Annotated in this window: 21 protein-coding genes; 6 read left to right on the top strand and 15 right to left on the bottom strand. The window is 62.3% G+C overall.

The genetic code is table 11. From position 1 onward, the window contains the following. The gene (locus tag GH983_RS03130; protein ID WP_054148835.1) at positions 1 to 363 is read right to left on the bottom strand and encodes an AtpZ/AtpI family protein; all 363 of its coding nucleotides are present in this window, start codon (positions 361 to 363) and stop codon (positions 1 to 3) included. A gap of 381 nt (positions 364 to 744) precedes the next feature. Here GH983_RS03130 and GH983_RS03125 point away from each other — a divergent pair, with 381 nt between their 5' ends. Beyond that, entirely contained in the window at positions 745 to 939 is a 195-nt protein-coding gene (locus GH983_RS03125; protein WP_069042037.1) for a hypothetical protein, read from the top strand. Between the two features lie 5 nt (positions 940 to 944). Here the strand turns inward: GH983_RS03125 and GH983_RS03120 are convergent, their stop codons facing one another. The 5 genes from GH983_RS03120 to GH983_RS03100 form a co-directional block, all read right to left on the bottom strand. After that, positions 945 to 2120: a cell wall hydrolase gene (locus tag GH983_RS03120; RefSeq protein WP_153761588.1), complete on the bottom strand. Its 1176-nt coding sequence runs from the start codon at positions 2118 to 2120 to the stop codon at positions 945 to 947. Between the two features lie 192 nt (positions 2121 to 2312). Further along, a complete protein-coding gene (locus GH983_RS03115) occupies positions 2313 to 4214 on the bottom strand; it encodes a potassium transporter Kup (protein ID WP_153761587.1) in 1902 nt (633 codons plus the stop codon). 15 nt (positions 4215 to 4229) lie between these two features. Next, on the bottom strand, positions 4230 to 5207 hold the full coding sequence (locus tag GH983_RS03110; RefSeq protein WP_069042040.1) for a magnesium transporter CorA family protein: 978 nt from the start codon (positions 5205 to 5207) through the stop codon (positions 4230 to 4232). 155 nt (positions 5208 to 5362) lie between these two features. Beyond that, the gene (apbC, locus tag GH983_RS03105) at positions 5363 to 6517 is read right to left on the bottom strand and encodes an iron-sulfur cluster carrier protein ApbC (RefSeq protein ID WP_069042041.1); all 1155 of its coding nucleotides are present in this window, start codon (positions 6515 to 6517) and stop codon (positions 5363 to 5365) included. 345 nt (positions 6518 to 6862) lie between these two features. Then, positions 6863 to 7600, bottom strand: coding sequence for an autoinducer binding domain-containing protein (locus tag GH983_RS03100; RefSeq protein WP_082347605.1), 738 nt, complete (start codon positions 7598 to 7600; stop codon positions 6863 to 6865). Positions 7601 to 7995: 395 nt separating this feature from the next. On the opposite strand from GH983_RS03100, the gene GH983_RS03095 reads away from it, so the two are divergent. Continuing rightward, positions 7996 to 8832 carry an SMP-30/gluconolactonase/LRE family protein gene (locus GH983_RS03095; protein WP_153763537.1) on the top strand — a complete coding sequence of 279 codons (837 nt, stop codon included), beginning with the start codon at positions 7996 to 7998 and terminating at the stop codon, positions 8830 to 8832. A gap of 208 nt (positions 8833 to 9040) precedes the next feature. After that, positions 9041 to 9718, top strand: a complete 678-nt coding sequence (locus GH983_RS03090) for a PRC-barrel domain-containing protein (RefSeq protein WP_054148829.1) — start codon at positions 9041 to 9043, stop codon at positions 9716 to 9718. 65 nt (positions 9719 to 9783) lie between these two features. Here the strand turns inward: GH983_RS03090 and GH983_RS03085 are convergent, their stop codons facing one another. Next, positions 9784 to 11826 (bottom strand): NADH:flavin oxidoreductase, encoded by a 2043-nt coding sequence (locus GH983_RS03085; protein ID WP_153761586.1) that lies wholly within the window; start codon positions 11824 to 11826, stop codon positions 9784 to 9786. A gap of 17 nt (positions 11827 to 11843) precedes the next feature. Then, positions 11844 to 13385 (bottom strand): trimethylamine methyltransferase family protein, encoded by a 1542-nt coding sequence (locus GH983_RS03080; protein ID WP_153761585.1) that lies wholly within the window; start codon positions 13383 to 13385, stop codon positions 11844 to 11846. Between the two features lie 88 nt (positions 13386 to 13473). Between GH983_RS03080 and GH983_RS03075 the strand changes: the two genes are divergently transcribed. Beyond that, a complete protein-coding gene (locus tag GH983_RS03075; RefSeq protein WP_153761584.1) occupies positions 13474 to 14376 on the top strand; it encodes a LysR substrate-binding domain-containing protein in 903 nt (300 codons plus the stop codon). A 12-nt stretch (positions 14377 to 14388) separates the two neighbouring features. On the opposite strand, the gene GH983_RS03070 is transcribed toward GH983_RS03075, so the two are convergent. Both GH983_RS03070 and GH983_RS03065 read right to left on the bottom strand, forming a co-directional pair. After that, entirely contained in the window at positions 14389 to 15750 is a 1362-nt protein-coding gene (locus GH983_RS03070) for a bifunctional diguanylate cyclase/phosphodiesterase (protein WP_054148825.1), read from the bottom strand. 116 nt (positions 15751 to 15866) lie between these two features. Next, positions 15867 to 17612 (bottom strand): response regulator, encoded by a 1746-nt coding sequence (locus tag GH983_RS03065; RefSeq protein WP_153761583.1) that lies wholly within the window; start codon positions 17610 to 17612, stop codon positions 15867 to 15869. 279 nt (positions 17613 to 17891) lie between these two features. Here GH983_RS03065 and mutL point away from each other — a divergent pair, with 279 nt between their 5' ends. After that, a complete protein-coding gene (gene mutL / locus GH983_RS03060) occupies positions 17892 to 19742 on the top strand; it encodes a DNA mismatch repair endonuclease MutL (RefSeq protein WP_153761582.1) in 1851 nt (616 codons plus the stop codon). A gap of 96 nt (positions 19743 to 19838) precedes the next feature. Then, complete coding sequence (locus GH983_RS03055; RefSeq protein WP_054148822.1) at positions 19839 to 20069, top strand: DUF2093 domain-containing protein; 231 nt, start codon at positions 19839 to 19841, stop codon at positions 20067 to 20069. Between the two features lie 3 nt (positions 20070 to 20072). Here the strand turns inward: GH983_RS03055 and lpxK are convergent, their stop codons facing one another. The 5 genes from lpxK to GH983_RS03030 form a co-directional block, all read right to left on the bottom strand. Next, positions 20073 to 21107, bottom strand: a complete 1035-nt coding sequence (gene lpxK, locus GH983_RS03050) for a tetraacyldisaccharide 4'-kinase (RefSeq protein ID WP_054148821.1) — start codon at positions 21105 to 21107, stop codon at positions 20073 to 20075. A 113-nt stretch (positions 21108 to 21220) separates the two neighbouring features. Next, positions 21221 to 21928 carry an HAD family hydrolase gene (locus GH983_RS03045; protein WP_153761581.1) on the bottom strand — a complete coding sequence of 236 codons (708 nt, stop codon included), beginning with the start codon at positions 21926 to 21928 and terminating at the stop codon, positions 21221 to 21223. A 22-nt stretch (positions 21929 to 21950) separates the two neighbouring features. Beyond that, positions 21951 to 23270 (bottom strand): lipid IV(A) 3-deoxy-D-manno-octulosonic acid transferase, encoded by a 1320-nt coding sequence (waaA, locus tag GH983_RS03040; RefSeq protein ID WP_194842823.1) that lies wholly within the window; start codon positions 23268 to 23270, stop codon positions 21951 to 21953. A gap of 155 nt (positions 23271 to 23425) precedes the next feature. Beyond that, positions 23426 to 23662 (bottom strand): DUF4170 domain-containing protein, encoded by a 237-nt coding sequence (locus GH983_RS03035; RefSeq protein WP_153761579.1) that lies wholly within the window; start codon positions 23660 to 23662, stop codon positions 23426 to 23428. Positions 23663 to 23725: 63 nt separating this feature from the next. Then, positions 23726 to 24526: a 3'(2'),5'-bisphosphate nucleotidase CysQ gene (locus GH983_RS03030; protein WP_194842822.1), complete on the bottom strand. Its 801-nt coding sequence runs from the start codon at positions 24524 to 24526 to the stop codon at positions 23726 to 23728. Positions 24527 to 24535: the final 9 nt, after the last annotated feature.

Here is a 24535-nt window from a genome sequence, read left to right as displayed (position 1 = left end):
TCAGCGACCGTTGCCCTTGTCGTCCAAGTCCAGTCTGCGATCCGCCGGATGTGGCGATGCCACGATCCCGACGACGCGCATGACGTTCAACACGCCGGCGCAGAAACCGATGAGAAGCATGACGATCATGCCCCATGGCCCCGTGCCCACAAAGTAGTCGAAAAGATAACCCAGGATGGCACCCACAATGATGGCGGAGATGAATTCGCTCGAGATCTTCATTGCCATACCATATCCCTTGCGGGTCTGGTCGGCATTGATCTCGGCTCGCTCCTCGTCCTTGACCTTGGCATCCCGCTCAGCGAGTTCCGTGGTCAGCCGTCTGCGGCGCTCTTCCAGATCTTCTTCCCGGTGGTCCGTCATGGCTTTCTCCGACCGTCGCCTGTCTCATGGGCCGTTTATGCGCCCGAATTGAATGCAGAAACGGCGAGATAGAAACCCTTCTGGCCCGCTTTGAAGTCGGCCGCACCATAATTTTGAGCCCCTGCATAGTCAAGGCGTGACAGCACCAAGTTTCACCACAAATTAACCCCGAAAAATCATAGACTTAAGTCCAAGATGCAGAATCGTCGCAGATGACGGACGACAAATCCGGTCAATCCGTCGCAAGCATGGACCAGAATCTGCCACATTCACGGAGACGTGTGACTTGCGTCATCGTCGGCCCGCATGGGCCATGCTGGGAAGATTGCGGAACGGGGACAGACATGGGACGCTCTTGGGTAAGTCCTGCCCGGGGGAACCATGACACGCTTCATTGTCCGCATTCTAACCAGCCTTGCCCTTGGCTGGATGATCGGCGTGCAGGCGGCCTTCGCGTTTGGCCCGGAGGGCAATCTGACGCCGATGCTTTACATCTTCGTCACGGTGCCACTCACCTATGCGGCATCCTTCCTGATCGTGCCGCTGCTGTCGAACTGGCTCGACCGGCTGCGCTGATCGGATCAGCTCCAGCCGCCTCCATAGGTGCGGTAGAAGATGTGCTTGCCGATCTTTTCAACGCGCTTCATCGTCGGGCCCCAGGCCGGGCTGACATAGGTTGCGTGGTAATGGGTGGCGGAACCGACATCCTTGAACCAGATCTTACCGGCGGTGACAGCCATGGCAATTTCCTTGGCGATCTTCCAATGGCGTGGCGACGCGACGATGTCGGGAATGCGATCACAGGCGAAGGAGAACTGGCAACGGTTGCGCCAGTTTTCGTTCTGATAGACCACGCCGCAAATCGTATCGGGATAATGCGGATTGCGCACGCGGTTGAGGATGACCTGGGCGACCGCGGCTTGACCCTTCACCGATTCGCCCCGGGCTTCGAAGTAGATGCCTTCCGCCAGGCACTTCTGTTCCTTGTCGGAAAATACGGCTCCCGGCAGCGGCGTCGCGGCCCAGGCGTGATCCTTCGGGTCGATATCGGGGATGAAACGGCCCTGGTCTTCCTGCTGGTCGGTCAGGATGCTGTCGAAGGGCGAAACGCTCGCGTAGTCCGGGGCCGGCGGCGCATAGGCGGTCGCCAGCACGTCAGGCACGGAATTGGTCACAAGATCAGCAATCATAGGCGACAGGGAGGGATCGGCGGCCGGCTTTTCGCGCTTGAAATAGAAGCTTGCGAGCTCGACGGGCTTGGTCTTGTCTTCCTCGTGGGCAAAGACGGATGGTGCTCCAAGCTCGGGCTCCATCAGCGAGCTCGTCCGCTGCAGGATAGATCCGGCCGAGAAGGCGCGCGGCGGCAGCATGGGCTCGACGGCCATGACCCGGCCCTTCTTCTGGTCGCGGGTGACACGCATTTCGTCCGGCAACGAATCAGGGGCGGCCTTGCCGCCGTCGAAGGCGATGCGGCGGCCGTCGGGCAGGATCAAGCCAGCGCCACCGGACAGCGCCTCGGACGCCTCCCCTTCCGAGAAGGCAAGATTGGCTTCGTGGATCGAGCCGGCCGGGGTTGATGTCATCACCATGCGCCAGTTGCTGGCACCACGGTCGAGACCGGTCAGAAGGCCCGCCATATCGGCCTGGGCGGCAACGGAGGGGAAAATCAGCCAGGACGCGAGGCCGAAGACCAGGGGAGAGGTCCAGTTCTCCAGTCGGGAGAGGACCTTCTTCGAAGGACGAAACTTGGGACGCAAGGCCACACTCCAACACACGCTGACACGGGCCCGATGCTTCGAACCCAAACAGGATTACATTAGAGGAATATCTCTCGTTAACCTTGATGCTTGGTTAATGCGCGATCACAGCTTTGGGAGCATCCGGACAAATGCGGCAGGACCGCCGGGCGTGCCGACGGTCCTGAAGCTCACGGAGGAACGTTGGGCCGGTCAGATGATGACGTGTGACCCGAGTTCGATCACCCGGTTGGCCGGCAAGCGGAAATAGTCGGACGGGTCTGCTGCGGCTTCCGCAAGCGCGATGTAGAGCCGATCCTGCCAGTGGGGCATGCCCATGCCCTGCCCTGCCACCAGCTTGCGACGGCCGAGATAGAAGGAGGTCGACATGATGTCGAACTTCAACCCGCCGCGGCGCAGGCTGGCCAGCGTCTTGGAGACGTTCTGGGTTTCCATGAAGCCGAAGCGGATCTCGACGCGCGAGAAGCGTTCCGACAATTCCTCGACCTCGAACCTATCCTCCTCGGCAATGCGAGGGCGTCCCAGCGTGCGGATGGTCAGGATGATGTTGCGCTCATGAATGACGTGGTTGTGCTTCAGATTGTGCATCAAGGCGGCCGGCGCGCGGGTCGGGTCGCTGGTCAGGAAGATTGCGGTGCCGGGCACGCAGGCCGGGCTGTGCTCGCCCTTCTTCTCGATCATGGCGACAAAGGCTTCGAGCGGGACATCGTCGCGGCGGGTCTTCTGGAAGAGGATTGCCGTGCCGCGACGCCAGGTCCACATGACCACCGTGAAGGCTGCGGCGAAAAGAACCGGTATGTAGCCGCCATCATGGATCTTCAAAAGGTTGGCGCCGAGGAAGACCAGTTCGAGCAGAAGGAGCGGGGTCAGGACTGCTGCAGCAAGCGCCAGGCTCCAGTTCCATTTCTTGCGGACGAATTCGAAAGCCATGATGGTCGTCACCACCATGGCGCCGGTCACCGAGATGCCGTAGGCCGTGGCCAGCGCTTCCGAGCTTTCAAAGAGAAGAACCAGCGAGAGAACGCCGACGAGCAGAAGTGTGTTGACCGAGGGCAGGTAGATCTGGCCGCTCTGGGTTTCGGACGTGAACAGGATCTGCATGCGCGGCAGGAAGCCGAGGTGGATCGCCTGGCGAACCAGCGAAAACGCACCCGTGATCACCGCCTGGCTGGCAATGATGGTGGCGAAGGTCGCGAGGATGACAATCGGCAGCAGCGCCCAAGATGGAAACATCAGGAAGAATGGATCCGAGGCCGTGGAGGGATCGCTGAGGACCAGCGCGCCCTGCCCCAGATAATTCAGCACGAGCGCCGGAAAGACGAGCGCGAACCAGGCGAGCTGGATCGGCTTGCGGCCGAAATGTCCAAGGTCGGCATAGAGCGCTTCCGCACCCGTGACGGTGAGGAACACGGCGCCGAGGACAACAATGCCGAGGAAGCCTTCGTGCAGCAGGAAGCTTGCCGCATACCATGGATTGAAGGCGGCAAAGATGCCGACGTCGTCGAAGATATGGATAATGCCGCCAGCTGCCATGACGATGAACCAGAGCGCCGTGATCGGCCCGAAGAAGCGGGCCACCGCCCCCGTTCCTCGTGACTGGACCGCGAAGAGGCCGATCAGGATCGCAAGCGAGATCGGCACGATGTAATCGGACATGTCCGGCGCGACGAGTTTCAATCCCTCGACGGCCGACAAGACCGAGAGCGCCGGCGTGATCATGGAATCGCCGAGGAAGAGTGCGGCGCCGATCAGGCCCAGCACCATCAGGACCGGACCGTGACCGTTTGCCGACTTCGAGAGCAGCGCCAGAAGCGACAGGGTGCCGCCTTCGCCGTCATTGTCGGCACGCAGCAGGAAGAGGACATATTTGAGCGTCACGATGATCGTCAGCGACCAGATCATCAGCGAGATGAGGCCAATGATTTCGACGCGGGTGATGCCGTCGACACCGATCGGCTTCAGCGCCTCGCGGAAGGCGTAAAGCGGGCTGGTGCCGATGTCGCCATAGACGACACCGACAGAACCGAGCGCGAGAAGAAAAAGACTGCGTGCATCCTTCGGACCAGCCGCAGGCTGGTGATCGAGTTGTGGCATGGGATACCAGGCTCTTTAGAGCCAGCCTTTCCAACGGAAAAACAAGAACGGGATGATGGCGGAGAGCAGCATGGCAAAAAGCGCCATGGGGTATCCGAAGTTCCATCCGAGTTCCGGCATGAACTGAAAATTCATGCCGTAGATCGACGCGACAAGGGTCGGTGGCAGGAAGACAACCGAGGCGATCGAGAAGATCTTGATGATGGCATTCTGCTCGACATTGATGAGGCCGAGCGAGGCATCGAGCATGAAGGTGATGTTGTTGGCGACAAAAGCCGCGTGCTCGCCAAGCGATTGAAGGTCGCGGACAACCAGGCCGCAGAGTTCTGCGGCTTCTTCCTCCCGGCGCACCGCCGGCTGCGACTGCAGGAAAAGAACCAGGCGAGACAAGGAGACGAGGCTGTCACGCACCTTCCCCACGAGCTGATGATGGCTGGCGATATCGAGCAGCTTGTCTTCCAGGAAGCGCGGCGGACGACGCTTGGCGGCCTTGCGATTGACAAAGACCGTGATCGAGAGCGCATCGAGGCGTGCGGCCAGCGTTTCCAGGATCTCGGCAGTCCGGTCGACGATCGTCTCCAAGAGATGGCCGAGAAGTTTCGCGCCGGTGTCGCACTGTCCGTTCAGGCGCAGGAGACTCGCACTGAAGAGTTCGAAGGCCTTGGGCTCGGCATAGCGGATGGTGATGAGGCGCCCGCGATGGAGAATGAAGGCGACGTCGGTGAGCAGCGGATAGCTGGAATCGGCTCTGTAGAGCAGCGAGGCCGTCATGTAGATCGCATCGTGCTCGACATAGAGCCGGCTGGACGGTTCGATGTCCTTCAGCTCATCCGGTGTCGGCAACGGAATGCCGATCCGGCTCTCGACGAAGTGTTCCTCGTCGCGGCTCGGCTTGATCAAGTCGATCCAGATGATGTCATCGGGGAAATTGCTGGCTTGAGGCTCGATGCCGATGATTTCGGCACTTCCGTCTCGTCGATAGGCCCTTATCAAGGACTGGTCACCTTCATGGCACGCCGCGCGGTTAAGCTCCGGAGACAATCATAGTCCCGAATGGAATGCCAAAGCAATTGTTGCAGCACAGCAATGCAGCCGACGCACGCCTCGACGGGGCAAAGCAATGGCCGGTCGAGGCCGCTGCTCAGCGATTATTCGAAGACGATCGCCGGCGCTGCGCGACCCGATCGAGCCTTGACCTGTTCCCAGGCCTTGGTCGCGATGTCGCGGTAGATCTTCGCCTGCGGCCCGTCCGGTTCGCTCACTACGACCGGAGTTCCCGCATCCGAGGTCTCGCGGATCGAGATGGTGAGCGGCACTTCGCCGAGGAAGGGCACGCCGATCTTCTCGGCCTCCGCCCTCGCGCCACCATGGCCGAAGATATCGTAGCGGTTTCCGGTGTCGGGCGCGATGAAATAGCTCATATTCTCGACGATGCCGAGCACGGGTACTTCGACCTTGTTGAACATGTTCAGGCCCTTGCGCGCGTCGATGAGGGCAAGGTCCTGCGGGGTGGAGACGATGACCGCCCCCGACAGCGGCACCTGCTGGGCCATGGTCAGCTGCGCATCACCGGTGCCCGGCGGCATGTCGACGACCAGCACGTCGAGATCGCCCCAGGCGACTTCGCGCAGCATCTGCATGAGGGCCGACTGGACCATCGGGCCGCGCCAGATCATCGCGGTCCCTTCATCGACGAGGAAGCCCATCGACATGACCTTGATGCCGTAATTTTCCATCGGCACGATGATGCGGTTCTCGATCTGCTGCGGGCGTCCGGTAATGCCGAGAAGGCGCGGCATGGAAGGGCCGTAGACATCGGCGTCGAGAATGCCGACCCGCAGGCCGTTTGCCTTCATGGCCAGGGCCAGGTTGACCGCCGTGGTCGACTTGCCGACGCCACCCTTGCCGGAGGCGACCGCGATGATGGCTTCGATGCCGGGGACGCCGGCCTTCGTGCGCTGAGGTCCGCTCTGCGCCGGGCCATGACTGTGGCCGTGGCTGTGGGTGGGCGCTGCAGGCTGCGGGCGTGGCGGCGGCGGCGTGGAGCCCTGCTTGCGCTCGGCGGTCAGACTGACGACCGCACCGTTCACACCGGGCAATGCCTTCACCGTCCGCTCAGCCGCCTGGCGCAGCGGTTCCAGTTCCTGGGCGCGCTCGGCCGGCACATTGATGGAGAAGTAGACCTTTCCGTCGGAGATGAAGACATCCGAGACCATGCCGAGGTCGACAATGTTGCCATCGAGATCCGGTCCGCGGATTCCCTTCAGCGCCTCAATCACCCGATCACGCGACAGTTCGGCCATTTCAATCTTCTTTCCGCTTACGTCTTTTAAGTCTGGGAAATCAGATAATGGAGCATGAGACATTCGCCAACAACAAATGCGGCTTAGGGCTGCGACCTTTGTGGCAGAAACAGACAAGCCGCCTGCGGAGAGCACCCCCCGCGGCGGCTTGTCAGGCTGCACCCTTTGACGGGTGTCGTGCAACGTCCCCTCTGGACTGACACTAGCAATGCAGAAAGCGTGCCAGTTTTCAAAGGGCGGGAAATGCGGCCTTGAAGCATGCCACGGGCGTCACCAGATCGGGATTGTGCCGGGAAACTAGGCTGACATGATGTGTGGCGCACAAAAATGCACCAGCGTTTACCCTTACTTTATCAAGCCGAGCCGGAGGGCCTTGGCGACGGCCTGGGTGCGGTTGACCGCATCCAGCTTCTTCGTCGCACGGTTCAGGTAGTGGTTGATCGTGTGCTCGGAGAGCGTCAGGATTTCCGCGATCTCGACGCTGGTCTTGCCGGCCGCCGTCCAGTTGAGGCAGTCGAGCTCCCGTTCGGTCAGCATGTCACTGTTGCGGCTGTCCATCTCGCGGATTTCAGCGAGGCGGTTGAACACATGCGTCGCGATATAGGCGAGCTCCATCATCTCGAGCGTGTTGAAGGGCTCGCGGTCGCCAATGAAGGAGACAGCCCCTCGGGCACCCGTTGCATCATGGACCGGGAAATAGGACCCGCGGTTCATGCGGAAGCGGGTAAAGAGCGCCTTGGAGATTTCGCCGGAGCGGCTGTCCCGCTGCTGCGCCACGTCATCGATGTCGAAACGCAAGGGGATCGATGAGCGACGCAGATGGGCCAGCACAGGGCTGCCCGACAACAGGGAAATTTGATCGAACTCGGTCAGGAGATCGGAAGGCCAGTTGGTGATGATCGAGCTGCTGCCGAGTTCCTGTGCCGTAGCACCCGGCATGTTCAGCACCATGAAGGCACGGGCGCCGTAGAGCTCCGTCACCCGCTTCATGAAGCGGAAGACGTCGAACTGGGTCTTGAACCCCTTCACGTCCGTGATCAGACCCTCGACACGCTCCGCGGCTGCCATGTCCTGGTTCGTCATCACACACCCGTCCATACCGGGTCACCGGTCGTGATTATCGAGGAGATTGTCCAAGACGTATACGTCAACTGCTACAATACCTGCCATTGGCTGCGGATCGAAGGCGTGGGTAACCTGGCTGCAGCCGGTCCTTTATCTCGCCTGCTCCCGTGTCAGAGACCTTGCGATCGGAATGCTTGAAGGAACACCCAAAGGCGACATCAAAGCCGAATCTGTTCCCCTGAGTTGGCGAAGCATAGACTTGTAAAGCGCCGAGGGTCCAGATACCCCATAAATTTTACCGTAAACCCCTGTTTGCGACCTTAGTCGCACGGCAGATTTAGAAGAAATCGACAAGGAGGAAGAGTGTGATCGCGACAGAGAGCTTTACCGGCAGGACGCTATCCGAAGAGCGCATGGAACTGGGAGAGGGCCCGACCTATGACCCGACGACTGGTGCGCTGTTCTGGTTCGACATCCTCGGCAAGACGCTGTGCGAGCTCGATGTTGCCGGCGGCCGTCTGAAGAGACACGCCCTGCCCTTCCTCGGCAGCGTGCTCGCTATCGTCGACGAGAAGCGGCAACTGATCGCCTCCGACCAGGGGCTCTTCCTGCGCGATGCTACAAGCGGCACCCTCTCGCCCTATGGAAAAATCGAGGACAAGCCGCAGAACCGCTCGAATGACGGCCGCGTGCATCCGAGCGGCGCCCTGTGGATCGGGACGATGAGCCGGACTGCCGAAACCGGCGCCGGCGCCATCTACCATGTCGCGGGAACGACCGTGACCAAGCTCTTTGACGCCGTCAGCATTCCGAACGGCATCTGCTTCTCGCCGGATGGCAGCGTCGGCTACTTCAACGATTCGAAGATCAACCACATGATGCGGGTCGAACTCGATGCAGCGACTGGCCTTCCCACTGGCGCTCCGACGGTGTTCATCGATCAGTCTCAGCGTCAGGGCGTCATAGACGGATCGGTCGTCGATCTCGAAGGCACGATCTGGAACGCCAACTGGGACGGCGGCGCAGTGGATCGCTATGCGCCCGACGGTCGGCATATCGCCCGCTACGCAGCCCCAATGCGCCGGCCGACCTGCCCGGCATTCTATGGCGTCAATCTCGATCGCCTCGCAGTGACCTCTTGCTGGGAGGGGCTGAGCGACGCAGAACGGGCCGAAGACAGGCTTGCAGGCATGACCTTCGATCTCGGCGTGAGCGTCAAGGGCAAGGCAGAACCGCGGTTCAAACTCTGAGTAAAACGGATTGACGACGCGGGGCCAAAAGCGGCCCCGCAAACTGCTTTCATTGCATTTTGTTCCTGCAACCCCCTCAAAATATTCAGGACTTCGCCAGCGGAACGATCCAGGCCGCCGGACATTTTCCTCTCGAACCGACGCCGCCCAGCACTTCAGCAAGGGCAGTGTCAGTCGCAGACCATCTCAGAGGAAAGGTAGGTCCACCATGAACAAGTCTCTCAAGACCCTCGCCGCAGCCATGCTGCTCGGTTCCACCGCCATGGCCCCGTTTGCCGTCGCTCAGGACGCAACTCCGGGCACAACGACCACGCCGCCGGCTGCTACGGACGGCACCACCACGATGCCTGCTCCGGCCACCCCGGATGCTTCGATGGATGGCACGTCGGGCTCGATGGGCACCACGGCCCAGGCTCCGGCTGACGCCGCCGGCTCGGCCACTTACCTGACGGAACAGGCTGAAAGCCAGATCTCGGTCAGCGATTTCATGGGCCAGGCGATCTATACTGCCGACAACCAGTCGATCGGTGACATCAACGACCTGCTCGTAGAGAAAGACGGTGGCATTGTTGCTGCAGTCGTCGGCGTTGGTGGCTTCCTCGGCATCGGCGAAAAGGATGTCGCCATCCCGTTCGACAAGATCACCATCACCCGCGAAATGGATGATGCAGCAATGACCGGTACGGGCGATGCTGCCACGACGACGACCACCACCACCACCGAGGCCGTCGCTGACGCAGAAGTCCGCCTGACGACCACGGAAACGGCTGACAGCCTGCGCAACGCTCCGGAGTTCCGTACTCTGGATGACCAGGCTGCAGATGCTGGCACCACCGGCACAATGGCTCCGACCGACGGCACCACCACCTCGTCGACGGATAACTAATCCCGGAACGTGGGACGTGTTAAGGTCCTAAGGGGCGGCGCTTCGGCGCCGCCTTTTGCTATGCGCTAAAGCAGGCTGCAAAAGCGCAGGGCATCGTAGACGGCAGCGTGGATGTTGCGGCTTTCGACCGCATCCCCGATGCGTACAAGGTCGAAGCTGGCGGCCTCATCCTTGAGCGGCAGCGGCCCGCGTCTCGCGATCAGCGCGGCATAGTCGACAGCGCCGCGATTGCGTGAAAGCGGCTTGAGTTCGAGATAGAGATCCGCATTGGCCATGGTGCCGTGCTCCACCACCACCTGCGCGACGCGCCGCTCCACCCTCACATCTGAAAAGTCGGAGCCGAGTGTCGCGAGCAGAGCATTACCATCGCGGCGGACGCCAACCAGCTTGGTGTTGATCGTGACGCGGACATTCTTTTCGGCAAAGGTCTTGGCATAGGGCACATGGTTCATGCCGCCCATCTCCGGCGCGAAAAAGCGTTCCGGCGAGACCACTTCGAGTTCGACGCCTGCATTGGCGATGACCTCTGCGGCACTCATGCCGGGATGCCCGCCATTGTCGTCGTAGAGCAGAACCGGCCCCTCGGGCTTCACGCTGCCGGCCAGGATGTCCCAGCTCGAGGTGACGAGATCATCGCCCGTCTCCAGTTCCGGCGACTGGGCGATGCCGCCGGTCGCGATGACCACCAGATCGGGATTGAAGGCGAGCACGTCGTCGGCACCGGCATAGGTGTCATAGTAGATGGTCACGCCGAGGCGTTCGAGTTCCGCCAGACGCCAGTCGATGATGCCGACCATTTCCTTGCGGCGCGGATTGCGGGTGAGCAGGTTCACCTGGCCGCCGGCGCGGCTCGATGCCTCCAGCACCTCGACATGGTGTCCGCGTTCGGCAAGCACGCGCGCGGCTTCGAGACCTGCCGGCCCTGCCCCCACCACAATGGCCTTGCGAGGTTTGTCTGCCTTGAGCAGATCATGCGGGATCAGCGCCTCTCGGCTGGTGGCGGCATTGTGGATGCAAAGCGCCTCGCCGCCTTCATAGATGCGGTCCAGACAGTATGTCGCGCCGACGCAGGGGCGGATCTGCTGCTCGCGGCCCTGAATGATCTTTCTGACGATATGCGGATCGGCGATATGGGCGCGGGTCATACCGACCATGTCGAGCTTGCCCTCGGCGATCGCGTGACGGGCCGTCGCGACATCGGCGATGCGGGCGGCATGGAAGACCGGGAACTTGGTTGCTGCGCGCACGTCGCCGGCGAAATCGAGATGGGGTGAGGCGGCCATGCCCTGGATGGGGATGACGTTGTTCAGCGAGGCGTCGTGCTCGATATGGCCTCTGATGATGTTGAGAAAGTCGATCTCGCCGCCGGCGGCAAAACGCTTGGCGATCTCGACGCCCTCGTCGCGGCTCAGGCCCTTGTCCCAATCCTCGTCGGCGACCATGCGGATGCCGACGATGAAATCCGGGCCGACCGCTTTTCTGACGGCTGATATCACCAGGTTGGAAAAGCGCATCCGGTTGTCGAGCGAGCCGCCGAATTCATCCTCGCGCCGGTTGGTGGCCGGTGACCAGAAGCTGTCCATCAGATGGCCGTAAGCCTCGAACTCGATGCCATCGAGGCCAGCTTCCTGCATTCGCGCGGCGGCTGTCGCGTAATCCTCGACGATGCGCTGGATGTCCCAGTCCTCGATCTCCTTGGGAAAATGGCGGTGGGCGGGCTCACGGATCGGAGAGGGGCTAAGCACCGGCAGCCAGTCCCCCTTGTTCCAATTGGTGCGACGGCCGAGATGGGTGAGCTGGATCATCACGGCGCAACCATGCTCGTGACAGTCGTCGGTCAGGCGCTTCAGATGCGGGACGATCTCGTCTTTCCAGGCCAAGAGGTTGCCAAAGGCCGGCGGGCTGTCGCGGCTGACACTGGCCGAGCCCGCCGTCATGGTGAGTGCAATGCCGCCCTTCGCCTTTTCGACGTGATAGAGCCGGTAGCGTTCGGTCGGCATGCCCGCTTCCGAATAAGCCGGCTCATGCGCCGTCGACATGATGCGGTTCTTCAGCGTCAGGTGCTTAAGCTGAAAGGGCTGGAGAAAGGGATCACGGTTCCCGGTCATTCGTCATGCGTTCCCGTTCAATACCAGGCGTCCGGCTTGGCGCGCTTTGTGCGATCCACATAGTCTAGAAGCGCCTCGTCGATGGCGACATCCAAAGGCGGCGCTTCGTATTCGGCGAGCGTCTTTTTCCAGCGGGCATTGGCACGCGTCGCCATGTCGGTTGAACCGGCTTCCGACCACTTTTCGAAAGGCTCGTTGTCCGAGAGGCCTGAATCCCAGAAGGCGGTCTGGTAGTTGCGCATGGTGTGGGCGGAGCCCAAGAAATGACTGCCCGGACCGACCTCTTCGAAGGCATCCATGGCAAGTGTGTTGTCGTCGACGACGACGCCGGCGAGGTATGAATGCAGGGCGCCGCAGAAGTCGGTGTCCATCACGAACTTCTCGTAGGACATGGCGAGCAGTCCATCGACGAAACCGGCCGAATGCAGGATGAAGTTTGCGCCACAATGCACTGCCGACATCATCGACATGACGCCCTCCTGCATGGCCTGGGCATCCGGCAGCTTGGAATTGGAGAAGTTTCCAGCACAGCGCAGCGGCAGTTTTAGCCGGCGGGCGAGCTGACCGATCACCATGGAGCCGATCGCCGGTTCCGGCGTGCCGAAGGTCGGCGAACCCGAGCGCAGCGACATCGAGGAGAGGAAGTTGCCGAAGATGACGGGTGCGCCACGGCGCTCCAGCTGGGTGAGCGCGCAGCCGGCCATGGTTTCGGCGAGCGACTGGGCAATGGCCCCGGCATTGGTGACCGGCCCCATGGCGCCGCCGAGGATGAAGGGCACGATGACGGCCGCCTGGTTGGCCCGCGCATAGGCGCGCAGTGCCTTCGTCATGGTGCCGTCCCAGACCAGCGGCGAGTTGACGTTGACATTGCCGAGGATGACGCAGTTCCGGTCCACGAAGTCAGCACCGAAGAGGATGCGGGCCATTTCGATCGATTCCTCGGCGCGCTCTTCTGCCGTGACCGAGCCCATGAAGGGGCGGTCGGAATACTTGATATGGCTGTAGACCATGTCGAGGTGGCGCTTGTTGACGGGCACATCGACCGGTTCGCAGATCGTGCCGCCGGAATGGTGCAGCCAGGGCGATGACTGGGCGAGTTTGATGAGGTTGCGGAAGTCCTCAATGGTGCCGTAGCGGCGACCCTTGTCGAGGTCCATGACGAAGGGCGAGCCATAGGCCGGCGAGAAGACGACGGCGTTGCCGCCGATCTCGACGTTGTTTGCGGGATTGCGCGCATGCTGGGTGAAGGTTGCCGGGGCCGAGCTCAGGATTTCGCGCAGCATGCCCTTCGGGAACCGCACCCGTAGCCCATCCATCTCGGCGCCCGCCTTGCGCCAGAGTTCAAGCGCTGCCGGATCGTCACGGAACTCGATACCGATCTCGGCGAGGATGCGATCGGCCACCGCTTCGATCCGCTCGAGGTTTTCTTCCGACAGGATGTCGTAGGTCGGGATGTTGCGTCGGATGTACGGAACCACCAGAGGCGAGACCAAGGCTCCCCCTCGTCGAGCCGATCGCTGCCTGCGCGTGCCCGTGTTTTCCGCAAGTGCCTGGTCCATGACGCTTCCCCTCGTTTTATCGCAAGGTAGTTCAAGACAAATTGGCTGTGACGCTGGAAAATTGCTGGAGATGCAATAAGCTCAACTTATGACAACATTTCGCAGCCTCATCCCCTCGGCCAATGCGCTGGTGATCTTCGAAGCGGCCGGGCGACACGAGAACTTCACCCGGGCGGCGGAAGAACTCGGCATGTCGCAGGTGGCGGTCTCCTATGCCATCCGTGGGCTTGAACAGCAGCTCGGGACGCAGCTGTTCGAGCGGCAGCATCGGGCAGCCCGCCTGACGGAGGTCGGCGAGCGTTTTCATGCCGACGTATCGGCCGGGCTCTCTCGGATCGGCCGGGCGGCGGAGGAAATCCGGATGAAGGGGCGCGAGGTGAATGTGACGCTTGCCGCCTCGACTGCCTTTGCTTCAATGTGGATGCTGCCGCGCCTTTCCGCCCTCAGGGACGATCTGCCCGATATCGATCTGCGAATCCAGACCAGCGTGCGGGATCTCGACCTCGACGAGGAGGACATTCCGCTCGGGGTGCGGGGTGGCAACCCCAAGGACTGGCCGCACTACCACTCCGCCGAACTGGCGCCGGAGATCGTGACGGCGGTGGCGAGCCCCGCCTTTGTCGAGGCGAACGGCTTGCCGGACAGTCCCGAGGCGATCGCGAGGCACCGGTTGATCTGGCTGGAAGAGCCCGTGCGCCAGGCTTGCAGCTGGCCGGAATGGTTTGCCTCGGCCGGCATCGACTATCGGCCGACCGGGCGGCGGCTGGCGATCAACGATTATGTTCTGGTCATCCAGGCGGTACTCGCCGGCCAGGGCATTTCGCTTGGCTGGCGGCATCTGGTCGAGCGGCTGATCGAGCAAGGGCAACTCGTCGAAGTGGGTGGCCATGCGCTCCGGACCGGCCAGGCCTTCCATGTCGTCTGGCCGAGGTCGCGTGAACTCAGTGCGGCGGCGACACGCGTGCGCGACTGGTTGCTGAGACAGACCTGAGGGAACAGAGGATCAGGCGGAAGCGCGGTCGACGAGCGCGAAGTCGTGGTGGTTCTCGGCGAGGTAGCGCAGGGTGGCGGCAGCATCGACCGGCTTGCCGAAATAATAGCCCTGCCCCATGCCGCAACCGAGTTCGCGCAGCTTCTGGGCTTCGGCCTCCGTCTCGATGCCTTCGGCGACCACTTCGAGATCGAGGCCCTCGCACATGCTGACGATCGCCTTGATGATATGTTCGGAGGTGCGGTCCGTGGTGATGGCCGAGACGAAGGCGCGGTCGATCTTCACCTTGTCGAAGGTGAATTCGCGCAGACGGCCAAGGCTCGACTGGCCCGTGCCGAAATCGTCGAGCGAAATGCGTATGCCGGCGTCCTTCAATTCCTTGATGATGCGCCGTGCCGTATCGGCCGAGGACATCACCGCCGTCTCGGTGATTTCCATCTCAAGGCGGCGCGGGTCAAAGCCGACGCTGTTCAGGATCGATAGCGTATTGAACGAGGTCCTAAGGTCCATCAGCTGGACCGAGGAGAGATTGAAGGACAGGAAGAGATCACGCGGCCAGGCGAGCGTCGCTTCGGCTGCCTTGCGCAAAAGCGTCTCGGACAGCGTGTCGATGAAACCGCGCTCTTCGGCGAGCGGCACGAAGACGGCAGGCGAGACGAAGCCGAGATCGGGATCGATCCAGCGGGCCAGCGCCTCGAAGCCGACGATGCGGTTGTCGCGCAGCCGCACGATCGGCTGGAAGTGGACGTCCACCGTATCGTTGATGATGGCATTGCGCAGCGCCTGTTCGAGCTGCGTCGCCTGTTTCATCTCCTGAGCGATCTCGCGGGAATAGACGGTGATCTGGCCACGGCCACGACGCTTGGAGCGGTAAAGCGCCGTCTCGGCACTCTTCATCAGCTCTTCGAAATCCTCGCCTGCAAAAGGATAGACGGCAAATCCGAGGGAGGCGGAGAGGCGCACATTGCGGTCACCGAGATCGTAAGGCGCGGACAGCACATCCTTGATCAACTGGCCGGCGCGCTCCGCACCAATACGCTCGAAGACCAGCGGCAGGACGATGGCAAACTCATCGCCATCGTGACGGGTCACCGTCGCACCGTCGGGCACGCAGGCCTTCAGGCGATGAGCGACCTGGCAGAGGATCTCGTCGCCTGCGGCCTGGCCGAACAGGTCGTTGATCGGTTTGAAGCCGTCGAGATTGACGATGCCGACGGTGAAAGGGGCAGGGTCGGACGCGCGGTCGGCTGCAAGCTGGCGCACCTTGTCGCCCAGCCGATGGCGATTGCCAAGGCCGGTCAAGCGGTCGCTGTAGCCTGTCGTCTTGTGGTCGCTCTGGCCCATGGGGTCAGAGACGATTCCGGCGGCACCCATTCATGCTTCCTGGTACGGTTCTTTCACACGTCCCAGAATGGGTCCAAAACATTAAAATTATCATATCGATGCATGTAAAGCGGCGGCCGCAGGCACCCCAAAAATCGGGTATCGGGTCAGGCTGTGGACGCCAGTCTTGCGATATCGGGAACGAGGCGGCGAATGGCCTGATCGACGACATCAGGGCTTAGCGGCTTCAGGATGACCTCGTTCATGCCCGATGCGAAGCAGGCTTCGCGGTCCCTGTCGAAGGCCTGGGCGAGAACACCGATGATCGGCGTCGGAAGCGATGTGTCCCCCGGGGACTGGCGGATGCGGCGGGCCGCCTCGAAGCCGTTCAGACCCGGCAGCGTCACATCCATGAGCACGATGGCCGGTTTGAGTTCAGAGCAGAGGTTTACCGCCGCTTCGCCGTCGGCGCAGATGCGATAGGCATAGCCCAGACCTTCGAGGATCTGCGAAAAGACGATCTGGTTGATCTCGTTGTCTTCGGCCACGAGCACGAGAGAGGGCTGGCGTGGTGGTGAGACCTTCACCGGAGCTGGCCTTGCCATCGTCTGCGGCGGGATTGCCGAGGGGAACTCCGGTGGTGCGGGACCGTCCTCAGTGGTGATTTCCCAGTCGTCCGCTGGAGATGGTCGCGCCTGCAAGGCGGTCATGCGATCGAGGACGGTAAAGGCCAGATCCGTGGCGATTTCGTTTTCCGCCAGCGTCAGATAATCGATATCGACGGCCTGAAGCAGCTCCAGGCACTGCATGTCGAGGTCGACATCGACGATGGCAAGGTCGATGACCACACCCACCGAGCGGGCCACGGACAGAAAGGCATCGAGTTCTTCATCATTGCGCACACAGCAACTGTCGAGGCCGAGGAGTTGCAGGATCTCCAGCGCGCGCGCCTCAAATTCGCGATCGCCGGTGATGAGCAATGCCTTGCGGCCGTTCAACCGTCCGTCAAGCGCGGCGTATCCACCATCCTCATATTCGCGCGTCTCAGGCATTTCGGCCGGGTATGACTGCATGTCAGCGCCACTGCCGACTTCGCCAAGGCTCGAGACAATCAGGTAGCGGCCGGGCGTCCCGACCCGCTGGACATGCAGGAGGATCGGCCGCGGTAGATCTCCGTAGAGACGCATGGGCAGGGTCAGCGAGGATGTGAGACCGGTTTCCAGCACTTGACGAGAAACCGTTGCGAGGCGCGCGGCGACCTCTGCCTCGAACAAGGACGCGATCGTGCCGCCCAGCGCGTTGTCGGCGCCGACGGAGATAGCCGAGCAGAAGACCTTGTTGACCGCTACCAGCTGAAGGTTGCGGTCCTGAACGAAGACAGGATGGGCAAGATTGTCGAGGATTTCTTCGGTGAGCTGGACGCGCTCGATATCAGCGCGCCACTGCTCTTCCCGACGCTTCTGCTCCGTGATGTCGCTCATGACGCAGAAGCCGAAACCGGAGGGCAGACGACGCTTGGAGAACCGGGTCCAGCGCTTGCTGTCGTCGCAGGACTGAATTTCGTAGCGTTCCTTCCAGTGGGCGGCGATCTGGCGGGTCAGCCATTCCTCGCGACTGAGAATCGCCTCCGACTGGCCGCTCGCCGCCTGGCGCAGGCCGAGGTCATAGGCGGCGCCGAGAATGTCTCTCAGGCGCGTGCCGGGCTCGAAGAAGGAGGCCGGAAGCGGCAGGAACTGACGGGCGCTGCGGCTGGCAAAGATCAGATGATCGTTGCGATCATAGACAATGAAGGCGGAGGAGAAGGCCTCGGACACCGCATCCAACAGGGCAGCATCGAGCGCAGCTTCAGCCGACGGATTGTCGTGCCCCTGCCGTCTCTTGTCCTGGTCGGGGGCCGGTGGAAACTCGCTCACACTGCTGCCTCTTGGAACCTCGTTGCTGAACGCAACGAGACTTTTGTGGGGCTGATGCCATAACGGAGACATGCCGAACCATGCTTCTGGCGGGAACCCACACGAGAGACACCGCGGCTGTGTCCTCATTCCGCTGCCAGCGGACCTGCGCTCAGAGACATTGCAAGTCATTGTTCAGATTAGAGACATTCCGTTAAGGCCCGCTTAATGATGGACATCGTCCGCACGCACTTACGATTTCGTCTTTCGTCGCAGCCAAGAATCCGCGAAAATGGGTTCATGATCATCAAGCAGCTCTCCGAAACGCTCATCAACCAGATCGCCGCCGGCGAGGTCATCGAAAGACCGGCCAGTGCGGCGAAGGAATTGATCGAGAATGCGATTGACGCAGGCGCCACCCGGATCGAGGTGGCAACGGCTGGCGGCGGCAAGACGCTGCTGCGCGTCATCGACAATGGCTGCGGCATGGGGCCTGAGGATCTTGCGCTTGCGATCCGGCGGCACTGCACGTCGAAGCTCAACGAAACCTTGTTCGACATCCGCTCGCTCGGCTTCCGGGGCGAGGCCCTGCCCTCGATCGGCTCGGTCGCCAAGCTGACGATCACCAGCCGTCCGGCCGGCGCCGACAGCGGCGCCGAGATCGCCGTGGTCGGCGGCAAGGTGGGGGACGTGCGCCCGGCAGCAGCCAATCCCGGCACGACGGTCGAGGTGCGTGATCTGTTCTTCGCGACACCGGCGCGGCTGAAATTCATGAAGACGGAAAAGGCGGAAGCCGGCGCGATCACCGAGATCGTCAAGCGCATGGCGATTGCCTTTCCGGCGATCCGCTTCGTGCTCTCGGGAACGGACCGTTCGACACTCGAATTTCCCGGCACCGGCGACGATCATCTGGCGCGCATCGCCCAGATACTGGGTGCCGATTTCAAGGACAATGCGATCGAGCTCGATGCCGAGCGGGAGGATGTGCGGCTCACAGGCTTTGCCGGCGTGCCGACCTTCAATCGGGGCAACTCCGCCCATCAATATGCATTCGTCAACGGCCGCCCCGTGCAGGACAAGCAGATCCTGTCGGCCATTCGCGGCGCCTATGCCGAGACGATCCCGCAGGGACGTTATCCGGTGGCGGTGCTCTCATTGACGCTGGACCCGGCGCTGGTCGACGTCAACGTGCATCCGGCGAAGTCGGATGTGCGTTTCCGTGACCCGGCCCTGGTGCGCGGCCTGATCGTCGGGGCCATCCGACAATCCCTGCAGCGCGAAGGCGACCGGGCGGCAACAACGGGTGCCGGCGGCATGCTGCGCGCCTTCCGGCCCGGGTTCTCGCCGCAGCCGTCACAGGCGTGGTCTCCAGCCAGTTCCCCGTCTCGGCCTCTTTATGGCGGTGCGCCGAGCTTTGGCGGCGGATTTGCGGCAGCTGCCGCACCGTCTGCGCGCGGTTTTGGCGAGGCGGCGCAGGCAGCATTCGACAGCATGTCCGTGCCGACCGCCCGCAGCGAACCGGTCGTGACCGCCCCTGCCCCCGCAAGCGCTTCTGTCGAGGCAATCTCGAACTATCCGCTGGGTGCAGCGCGGGCACAGGTGCATGCCAACTATATCGTCGCTCAGACGGAGGACGGGCTCGTCATCGTCGACCAGCATGCCGCTCATGAACGCCTGGTCTTCGAGCAGATGCGCAAGGCGTTGACGGGCCGACGGCTCCCCTCGCAGGGTCTGCTCATCCCTGAGATCGTCGACCTGCCGGAAGAAGACTGCGACCGGCTGATGACCCATGCGGAAAGCCTGGAACAGCTGGGGCTTGCAATCGAACGCTTCGGCCCGGGCGCAATCGCGGTGCGTGAGACACCGGCGATGCTCGGCGAAATGGACGCGACGCAGCTGGTGCGCGATCTCGCCGACGAAATCGCCGAATGGGATACGGCCGACCGGCTGTCGGCCAAGCTCGAACATGTCGCGGCGACCATGGCCTGCCATGGTTCGGTGCGATCAGGCCGGCGGCTTCGGGTCGAGGAAATGAACGCGCTTCTGCGCCAGATGGAGCAGACGCCGGGCTCCGGCCAGTGCAATCATGGACGACCCACCTATGTGGAACTCAAGCTCTCTGATATCGAACGGCTGTTCGGACGTAGCTGAGCCGCCGCAGATGGTGGGTTTTACGGCGAGCCATCTTTCAATCGCCCGGAGGGCGCTGTATTGCAGTTCCGTGACACGCGGCGCAGGAGAAGAGTGATGAACCGTTTCGAAGGCGGCGGAAACCGCGAGGCCAAGATCCGCTATCTCGATGCCGATTTCCAGATCCTGACACCGGGGACCTTCGTCACCTGCGCGATCACCGGACGGCCCGTGCTGGTCGATGAACTACGCTACTGGAGCGTCGTCCGGCAGGAGCCTTACGCGGATGCAGCAGCATCACTCGAAGCCGAGAAGCGCGCGGGCGCGCTGCCCAACCAGCGGCGCTGAGCCTCAGGCCTTCTTGCCGAGACGCCTGCGTCTGCAGGCTTCGATTGCCCGGTCGATGATCAGGTCCGGCGCCTTCGGGTCGTCGAAGAGCATGTCGACATCGACGACCCTCGATTTTTCCCGAAGCTCCTCCGAACGTCCATGACCGCCTGACAGGCGGACGCTGTCCTTGGCCGTCGTGACGAGTTGCAGGCCCTGTCTTTCGGCGCGAGCGATGAGATCCGATATCTCGTCCTCGGCGAGGTGATGGTGATCGGGAAAATCCTGACGATCGGCGATGACGGCGCCGAGCTCGCCCAAGGTCCGATAGAATTTGTTGGGGTCGGCGATGCCGGCATAGGCAAGCACGGATAAACCGACGAGTTCGCGGCCGGTGCTCGGCACGACATTGGCGACCAGGACCGGCTTGCCGCTGCGGGATGCCTTGCGGACGAACTGGTCGGCGGCGTCGCCCTTGCCGACCTTCAGGATCGCATCAAGGTGGCGCATCTGGATGCCGATCGGGGCACGCACAGGGCCCGACGGAACGACCCAGCCATTGCCGATGCCACGCTGGCTGTCGATGACAATCAGGGCGTAGTCGACCATGAGGCGCGCACTCTGGAAGCCGTCATCCATGATGATGATATCGGCACCCTCGGCTACCAGCTTCTCGGCCCCGGCAACCCGCCGGCGGGAGATGACCGTCAGCGCCTCGCGGGCGAGCAGCAAGGGCTCGTCACCAACGGCCGTCGAACGATGATGATGCGGGTCGACGACCGTCGTTACATCGAGAGAGCCACCGTAACCACGGCTGAGAAAACCGGGCTTCAGTCCACGCGCCTTCGCGGCCCTGGCGATCGCGATCGCGGTCGGCGTCTTGCCGGCGCCGCCGACGGTAAAGTTGCCCACGCAGATAACGGGGACGGATAAGACATGCCGGCGGCGATGGCGCATGACGGCACCGGAAATGCGGCCATAGGCGAAGGAGAGCGGATAGAGGCAGATTGCCTGCCAGCCGGTCTTTGTCCACCAGAAGGGCGGTGCCTCGGATACCATTCTTGTCCCTGTCGTGACCTCAGCGCCCCGCGGACGCCTCCTTACCGGCGGAACAAGAACCATTGCAACGCTTGATGGTCAAGCGCGAGCGTGCCGAAATGGCACGGCGTGTCTCAGGCAAAAAGCGCTTCGAGCCCCGAGATATCGCCCAAGATCATGTCAGAGTGAAGGGTCAGCGTTTCTCGCGAGCCGGTTCCTGAGAGGACACCGATCTTCAAGCCGGCACCGGCATTCAGCCCCATGTGCAGATCGTGATTGTTGTCGCCGACGACGGCGACTTCCGACGGGGCAAGACCCGTTGCCGCGCAAAAGCCGAGCACCATGCCGGCCTCCGGCTTCTTGCCGTGGCCGCTGTCATAACCGGCGATGTAGTCCACGAATGGCATGATGCCGAACCGTTCGGCAGCAACCCGGATCGAGCGTTCGTTGTCGCTGGAGGCAATCCCGAGGCGAAGGCCCTTGCCATGCAGACGGGCAAAGAGCGGTTGAAGCTCTGTAACCGGCACGGAGAACTCGGCGGCCTTGGCGAAGCACGCGTCGATCTTCGGCACCAGAACGTTGAGCGCAATGGGCGAACCCGCCGCAATCATGCCTTCGGCGATCTCGACCGTATTGCCGGCCGCAAACAGGCTGTCAGGCACGATGTCGCCGGACACCGGGTCCATGCCGCAAGCCAGAAGCAACGCATCGGCCAATGATTGATCACCATCCGCCGCCATCAGGGCCACTTCCCGGTTGACCGGTCCCCAGCTCGCGTCAAAATCGAGCAGCGTCCCGTCCTTGTCGAACAGGATGCCGGCAATCCGGGGTTTGTCGTTCATGAAAGAGGTCCTGAGGTGAGTGTCAGCTCTGGCCCGCAGCGCGCGGCTCGAGCTTGGCCTTGACGGAGAGAGGGCTGATATAGGGTTCTAGCCCCTTGAGGGTCGTCGTCAGCGCACCGCGCATTTCCTGCATGCTCTCAAGGCCGGCGTCAATCATCTTGGAGCGGGCGACTTCGTTGTTGAGCAGAAAGTGGACGGCCTTGGCCAGCATTTCGGCATCACGAACGATGCGGGCCGAGCCCTTGCGCACGAGGCGCTGGTAGCTTTCGCGGAAATTGCTGACCTGCGGGCCCGACAGCACGGCGCAGCCGAGCATGGCCGGCTCCAGCGGGTTCTGACCACCTTCGGCGGAGAGCGAACGGCCGACGAATGCGACCTCCGTCAGGCGTAGATAAAGCCCCATCTCGCCGATGGTGTCGCCGAGGAATACGTCGGTCTCGGGCGTGATCACATCGCCGCGCGTGCGGCGCGCGACCACCAGACCCTTTTCGACCAGCATGGCCTCGATCTCGTCGCAGCGGTCGGGATGGCGCGGCACCAGAACGGTCAGCATGCCGGTATGGGCCTTGAGCGCCCGGTGGACCATGGAGGCGATCTTCTCTTCGCCCTCGAAAGTCGAGATCGCCGCCCAGGTCTTGCGGTCGCCGATCTGCTGGCGGTAGCGCTCCAGCACCTGCTCATCGCAGGGCGGCGCGTCGCTGTCGACCTTGATATTGCCCGACACGCTGACCGGCCAGGCGGCCAGATCACGGAAGCGTTCTGCATCGAGGTCGGACTGGGCAATCACCAGCGCCAGTTTGCCAAACAGGGTTTCGGCGATCGAGGGATGGCGCTTCCAGCGATCGAAGGACCGATCGGACATACGGGCATTGACCAGTATCTGCGGGATATGCCGCCGATGCAGTTCGGCAAGCGTTGTCGGCCAGATCTCGGATTCGACACCGATTGCAACATCCGGCTGCCAGTAGTCGAGGAAACGACGGATGCAGGGGAGAAGGTCGAGCGGCACATACTGGTGCAGGACCATGTCGCCGAGGCGGTTCTTTGCGACTTCCGCCGAGGTGACCGTGCCGGTGGTCAAGAGTACATGAATGTCACGACGGCGCAGCTCGCGCATCAGGGCGACGACGGCCGTCGTTTCACCGACGCTTGCGGCGTGGATCCAGACCAGCGGACCGGCGGGTCGGGCAAGGCTCGCATGGCCAAAGCGTTCGCTGCGGCGGGCGCGGTCTTCCTTGCCCTTGGCGGCCCGATAGGCAAGCAGGGGGCGTGACAGCGGATAGGCTGCAAGGCCCAGCCAGCCGTAGGACGTCAGAGCAAGGGATGCGAGACCGTCGCTCAGTGCCATCGATCAAACCTGCTCATCTTCATCGACAATGCCGTTCTTCCCGTTCAGGAGGCGTCGCTACGCAACAAGAGAGATGCAAGAAGACTGAGTTGAAACCGTGACCATTAGAGGTCGAATGCGACGGCGGCCCGGTGGCCGCCAACCCGTCCTTACTTCTCTGAAGGATTGAGCATCCGGTGCATGTGGACGATGAAGTAACGCATATGGGCGTTGTCGACCGTCTCCTGTGCCTTCGCCTTCCAGGCGACAAGCGCGCTGGCATAGTCCGGGAAAATGCCGACGATATCGAGCTTGGTCAGATCACGGAACTGCACCTGTTCAAGGTTTGACAATTCACCGCCAAAAACGAGATGGAGAAGCTGCTTGTTTTCGTTGGATTCCGTCATGTTTGCGGCCTTTTTCTCATTCCTAGTCTGTTGGGAACCATCTGCGCGATTTCGCCCCAAAGGTCAACTCCGGGGAATTCGGGAGATGCTCTTGAGCAAGGCTGGAAGTAGCTCTCGCGATGCTGCGCAGAGCACCGGATGCGTCACCTCTTGCCTGTTGTATACGAGCGCTTCGCCGTCGAGATCCGTGATCGCCCCGCCGGCACGCGCAAGGATCAGATCGGCAGCGGCAAGATCCCAGTCATGGCTGCTCTTCTTCACCAGCGTCGCATCGATGCGGCCGTCGGCCACCAGCGCCAGCCGGTAGGCGAGCGAGGGTATGTGATCGACGCGCTCGATGCGGGGTCTGATCGCCGAACTGAAACTTGCCACCATGTCCTGCGCCGAGGCGAACTTCAGGCTTCCCTCAATGCCGGCCGTCGAAACCGAAATGTCCTGGCCGTTGCGGCGCGCCGGGCCATCGATCGTTGCGGTAAACTCTTCGCCCAGGGGCGGCGCGACCAGAATGCCGGCGACGGGCGCTCCCTTGTGGACGACGGCCACCGAGACGCACCAGGTATCCTTGCCTGCGAGGAAAGCCCGGGTGCCATCGATCGGGTCGATGACGAAAAGCGTGTCGCAGGAGAGCCGTGCCGGATCGTCGTCCGTTTCTTCCGACAGCCAGCCGTAGTTCGGGCGTGCCTGACGGAGGATTTCCTCGAGGATGCGGTTGGCGGCATAGTCGGCCGCGCTGACCGGGGAGCGACCCTCGTTCTTCCACCAGACCTCGGGCGACTGGCCGAAATGCGCCATTGCCACCTTGCCAGCCTCGCGGGCAGCGTCCGTGATCAGCGCAAGGTCCGCCTGCCAGTCGAAGTGCGGCATGGCCTCGGG

It is taken from the genome of Agrobacterium sp. MA01, assembly GCF_009650195.1.
GTDB lineage: Bacteria > Pseudomonadota > Alphaproteobacteria > Rhizobiales > Rhizobiaceae > Allorhizobium.
This window is presented reverse-complemented; position numbering and strand designations above follow the sequence as displayed.

Bases quoted from the DNA above. Each gene is read 5' to 3' on its own strand.
- GH983_RS03130 (WP_054148835.1), bottom strand. From the start codon at position 363: ATGACGGACCACCGGGAAGAAGATCTGGAAGAGCGCCGCAGACGGCTG.
- GH983_RS03125 (WP_069042037.1), top strand. From the start codon at position 745: ATGACACGCTTCATTGTCCGCATTCTAACCAGCCTTGCCCTTGGCTGG.
- GH983_RS03115 (WP_153761587.1), bottom strand. From the start codon at position 4,214: ATGCCACAACTCGATCACCAGCCTGCGGCTGGTCCGAAGGATGCACGC.
- apbC (WP_069042041.1), bottom strand. From the start codon at position 6,517: ATGGCCGAACTGTCGCGTGATCGGGTGATTGAGGCGCTGAAGGGAATC.
- GH983_RS03100 (WP_082347605.1), bottom strand. From the start codon at position 7,600: ATGACGAACCAGGACATGGCAGCCGCGGAGCGTGTCGAGGGTCTGATC.
- GH983_RS03095 (WP_153763537.1), top strand. From the start codon at position 7,996: ATGGAACTGGGAGAGGGCCCGACCTATGACCCGACGACTGGTGCGCTG.
- GH983_RS03090 (WP_054148829.1), top strand. From the start codon at position 9,041: ATGAACAAGTCTCTCAAGACCCTCGCCGCAGCCATGCTGCTCGGTTCC.
- GH983_RS03085 (WP_153761586.1), bottom strand. From the start codon at position 11,826: ATGACCGGGAACCGTGATCCCTTTCTCCAGCCCTTTCAGCTTAAGCAC.
- GH983_RS03080 (WP_153761585.1), bottom strand. From the start codon at position 13,385: ATGGACCAGGCACTTGCGGAAAACACGGGCACGCGCAGGCAGCGATCG.
- GH983_RS03075 (WP_153761584.1), top strand. From the start codon at position 13,474: ATGACAACATTTCGCAGCCTCATCCCCTCGGCCAATGCGCTGGTGATC.
- GH983_RS03070 (WP_054148825.1), bottom strand. From the start codon at position 15,750: ATGGGTGCCGCCGGAATCGTCTCTGACCCCATGGGCCAGAGCGACCAC.
- mutL (WP_153761582.1), top strand. From the start codon at position 17,892: ATGATCATCAAGCAGCTCTCCGAAACGCTCATCAACCAGATCGCCGCC.
- GH983_RS03055 (WP_054148822.1), top strand. From the start codon at position 19,839: ATGAACCGTTTCGAAGGCGGCGGAAACCGCGAGGCCAAGATCCGCTAT.
- lpxK (WP_054148821.1), bottom strand. From the start codon at position 21,107: ATGGTATCCGAGGCACCGCCCTTCTGGTGGACAAAGACCGGCTGGCAG.
- GH983_RS03045 (WP_153761581.1), bottom strand. From the start codon at position 21,928: ATGAACGACAAACCCCGGATTGCCGGCATCCTGTTCGACAAGGACGGG.
- GH983_RS03035 (WP_153761579.1), bottom strand. From the start codon at position 23,662: ATGACGGAATCCAACGAAAACAAGCAGCTTCTCCATCTCGTTTTTGGC.
- GH983_RS03030 (WP_194842822.1), bottom strand. From the start codon at position 24,526: ATGCCGCACTTCGACTGGCAGGCGGACCTTGCGCTGATCACGGACGCT.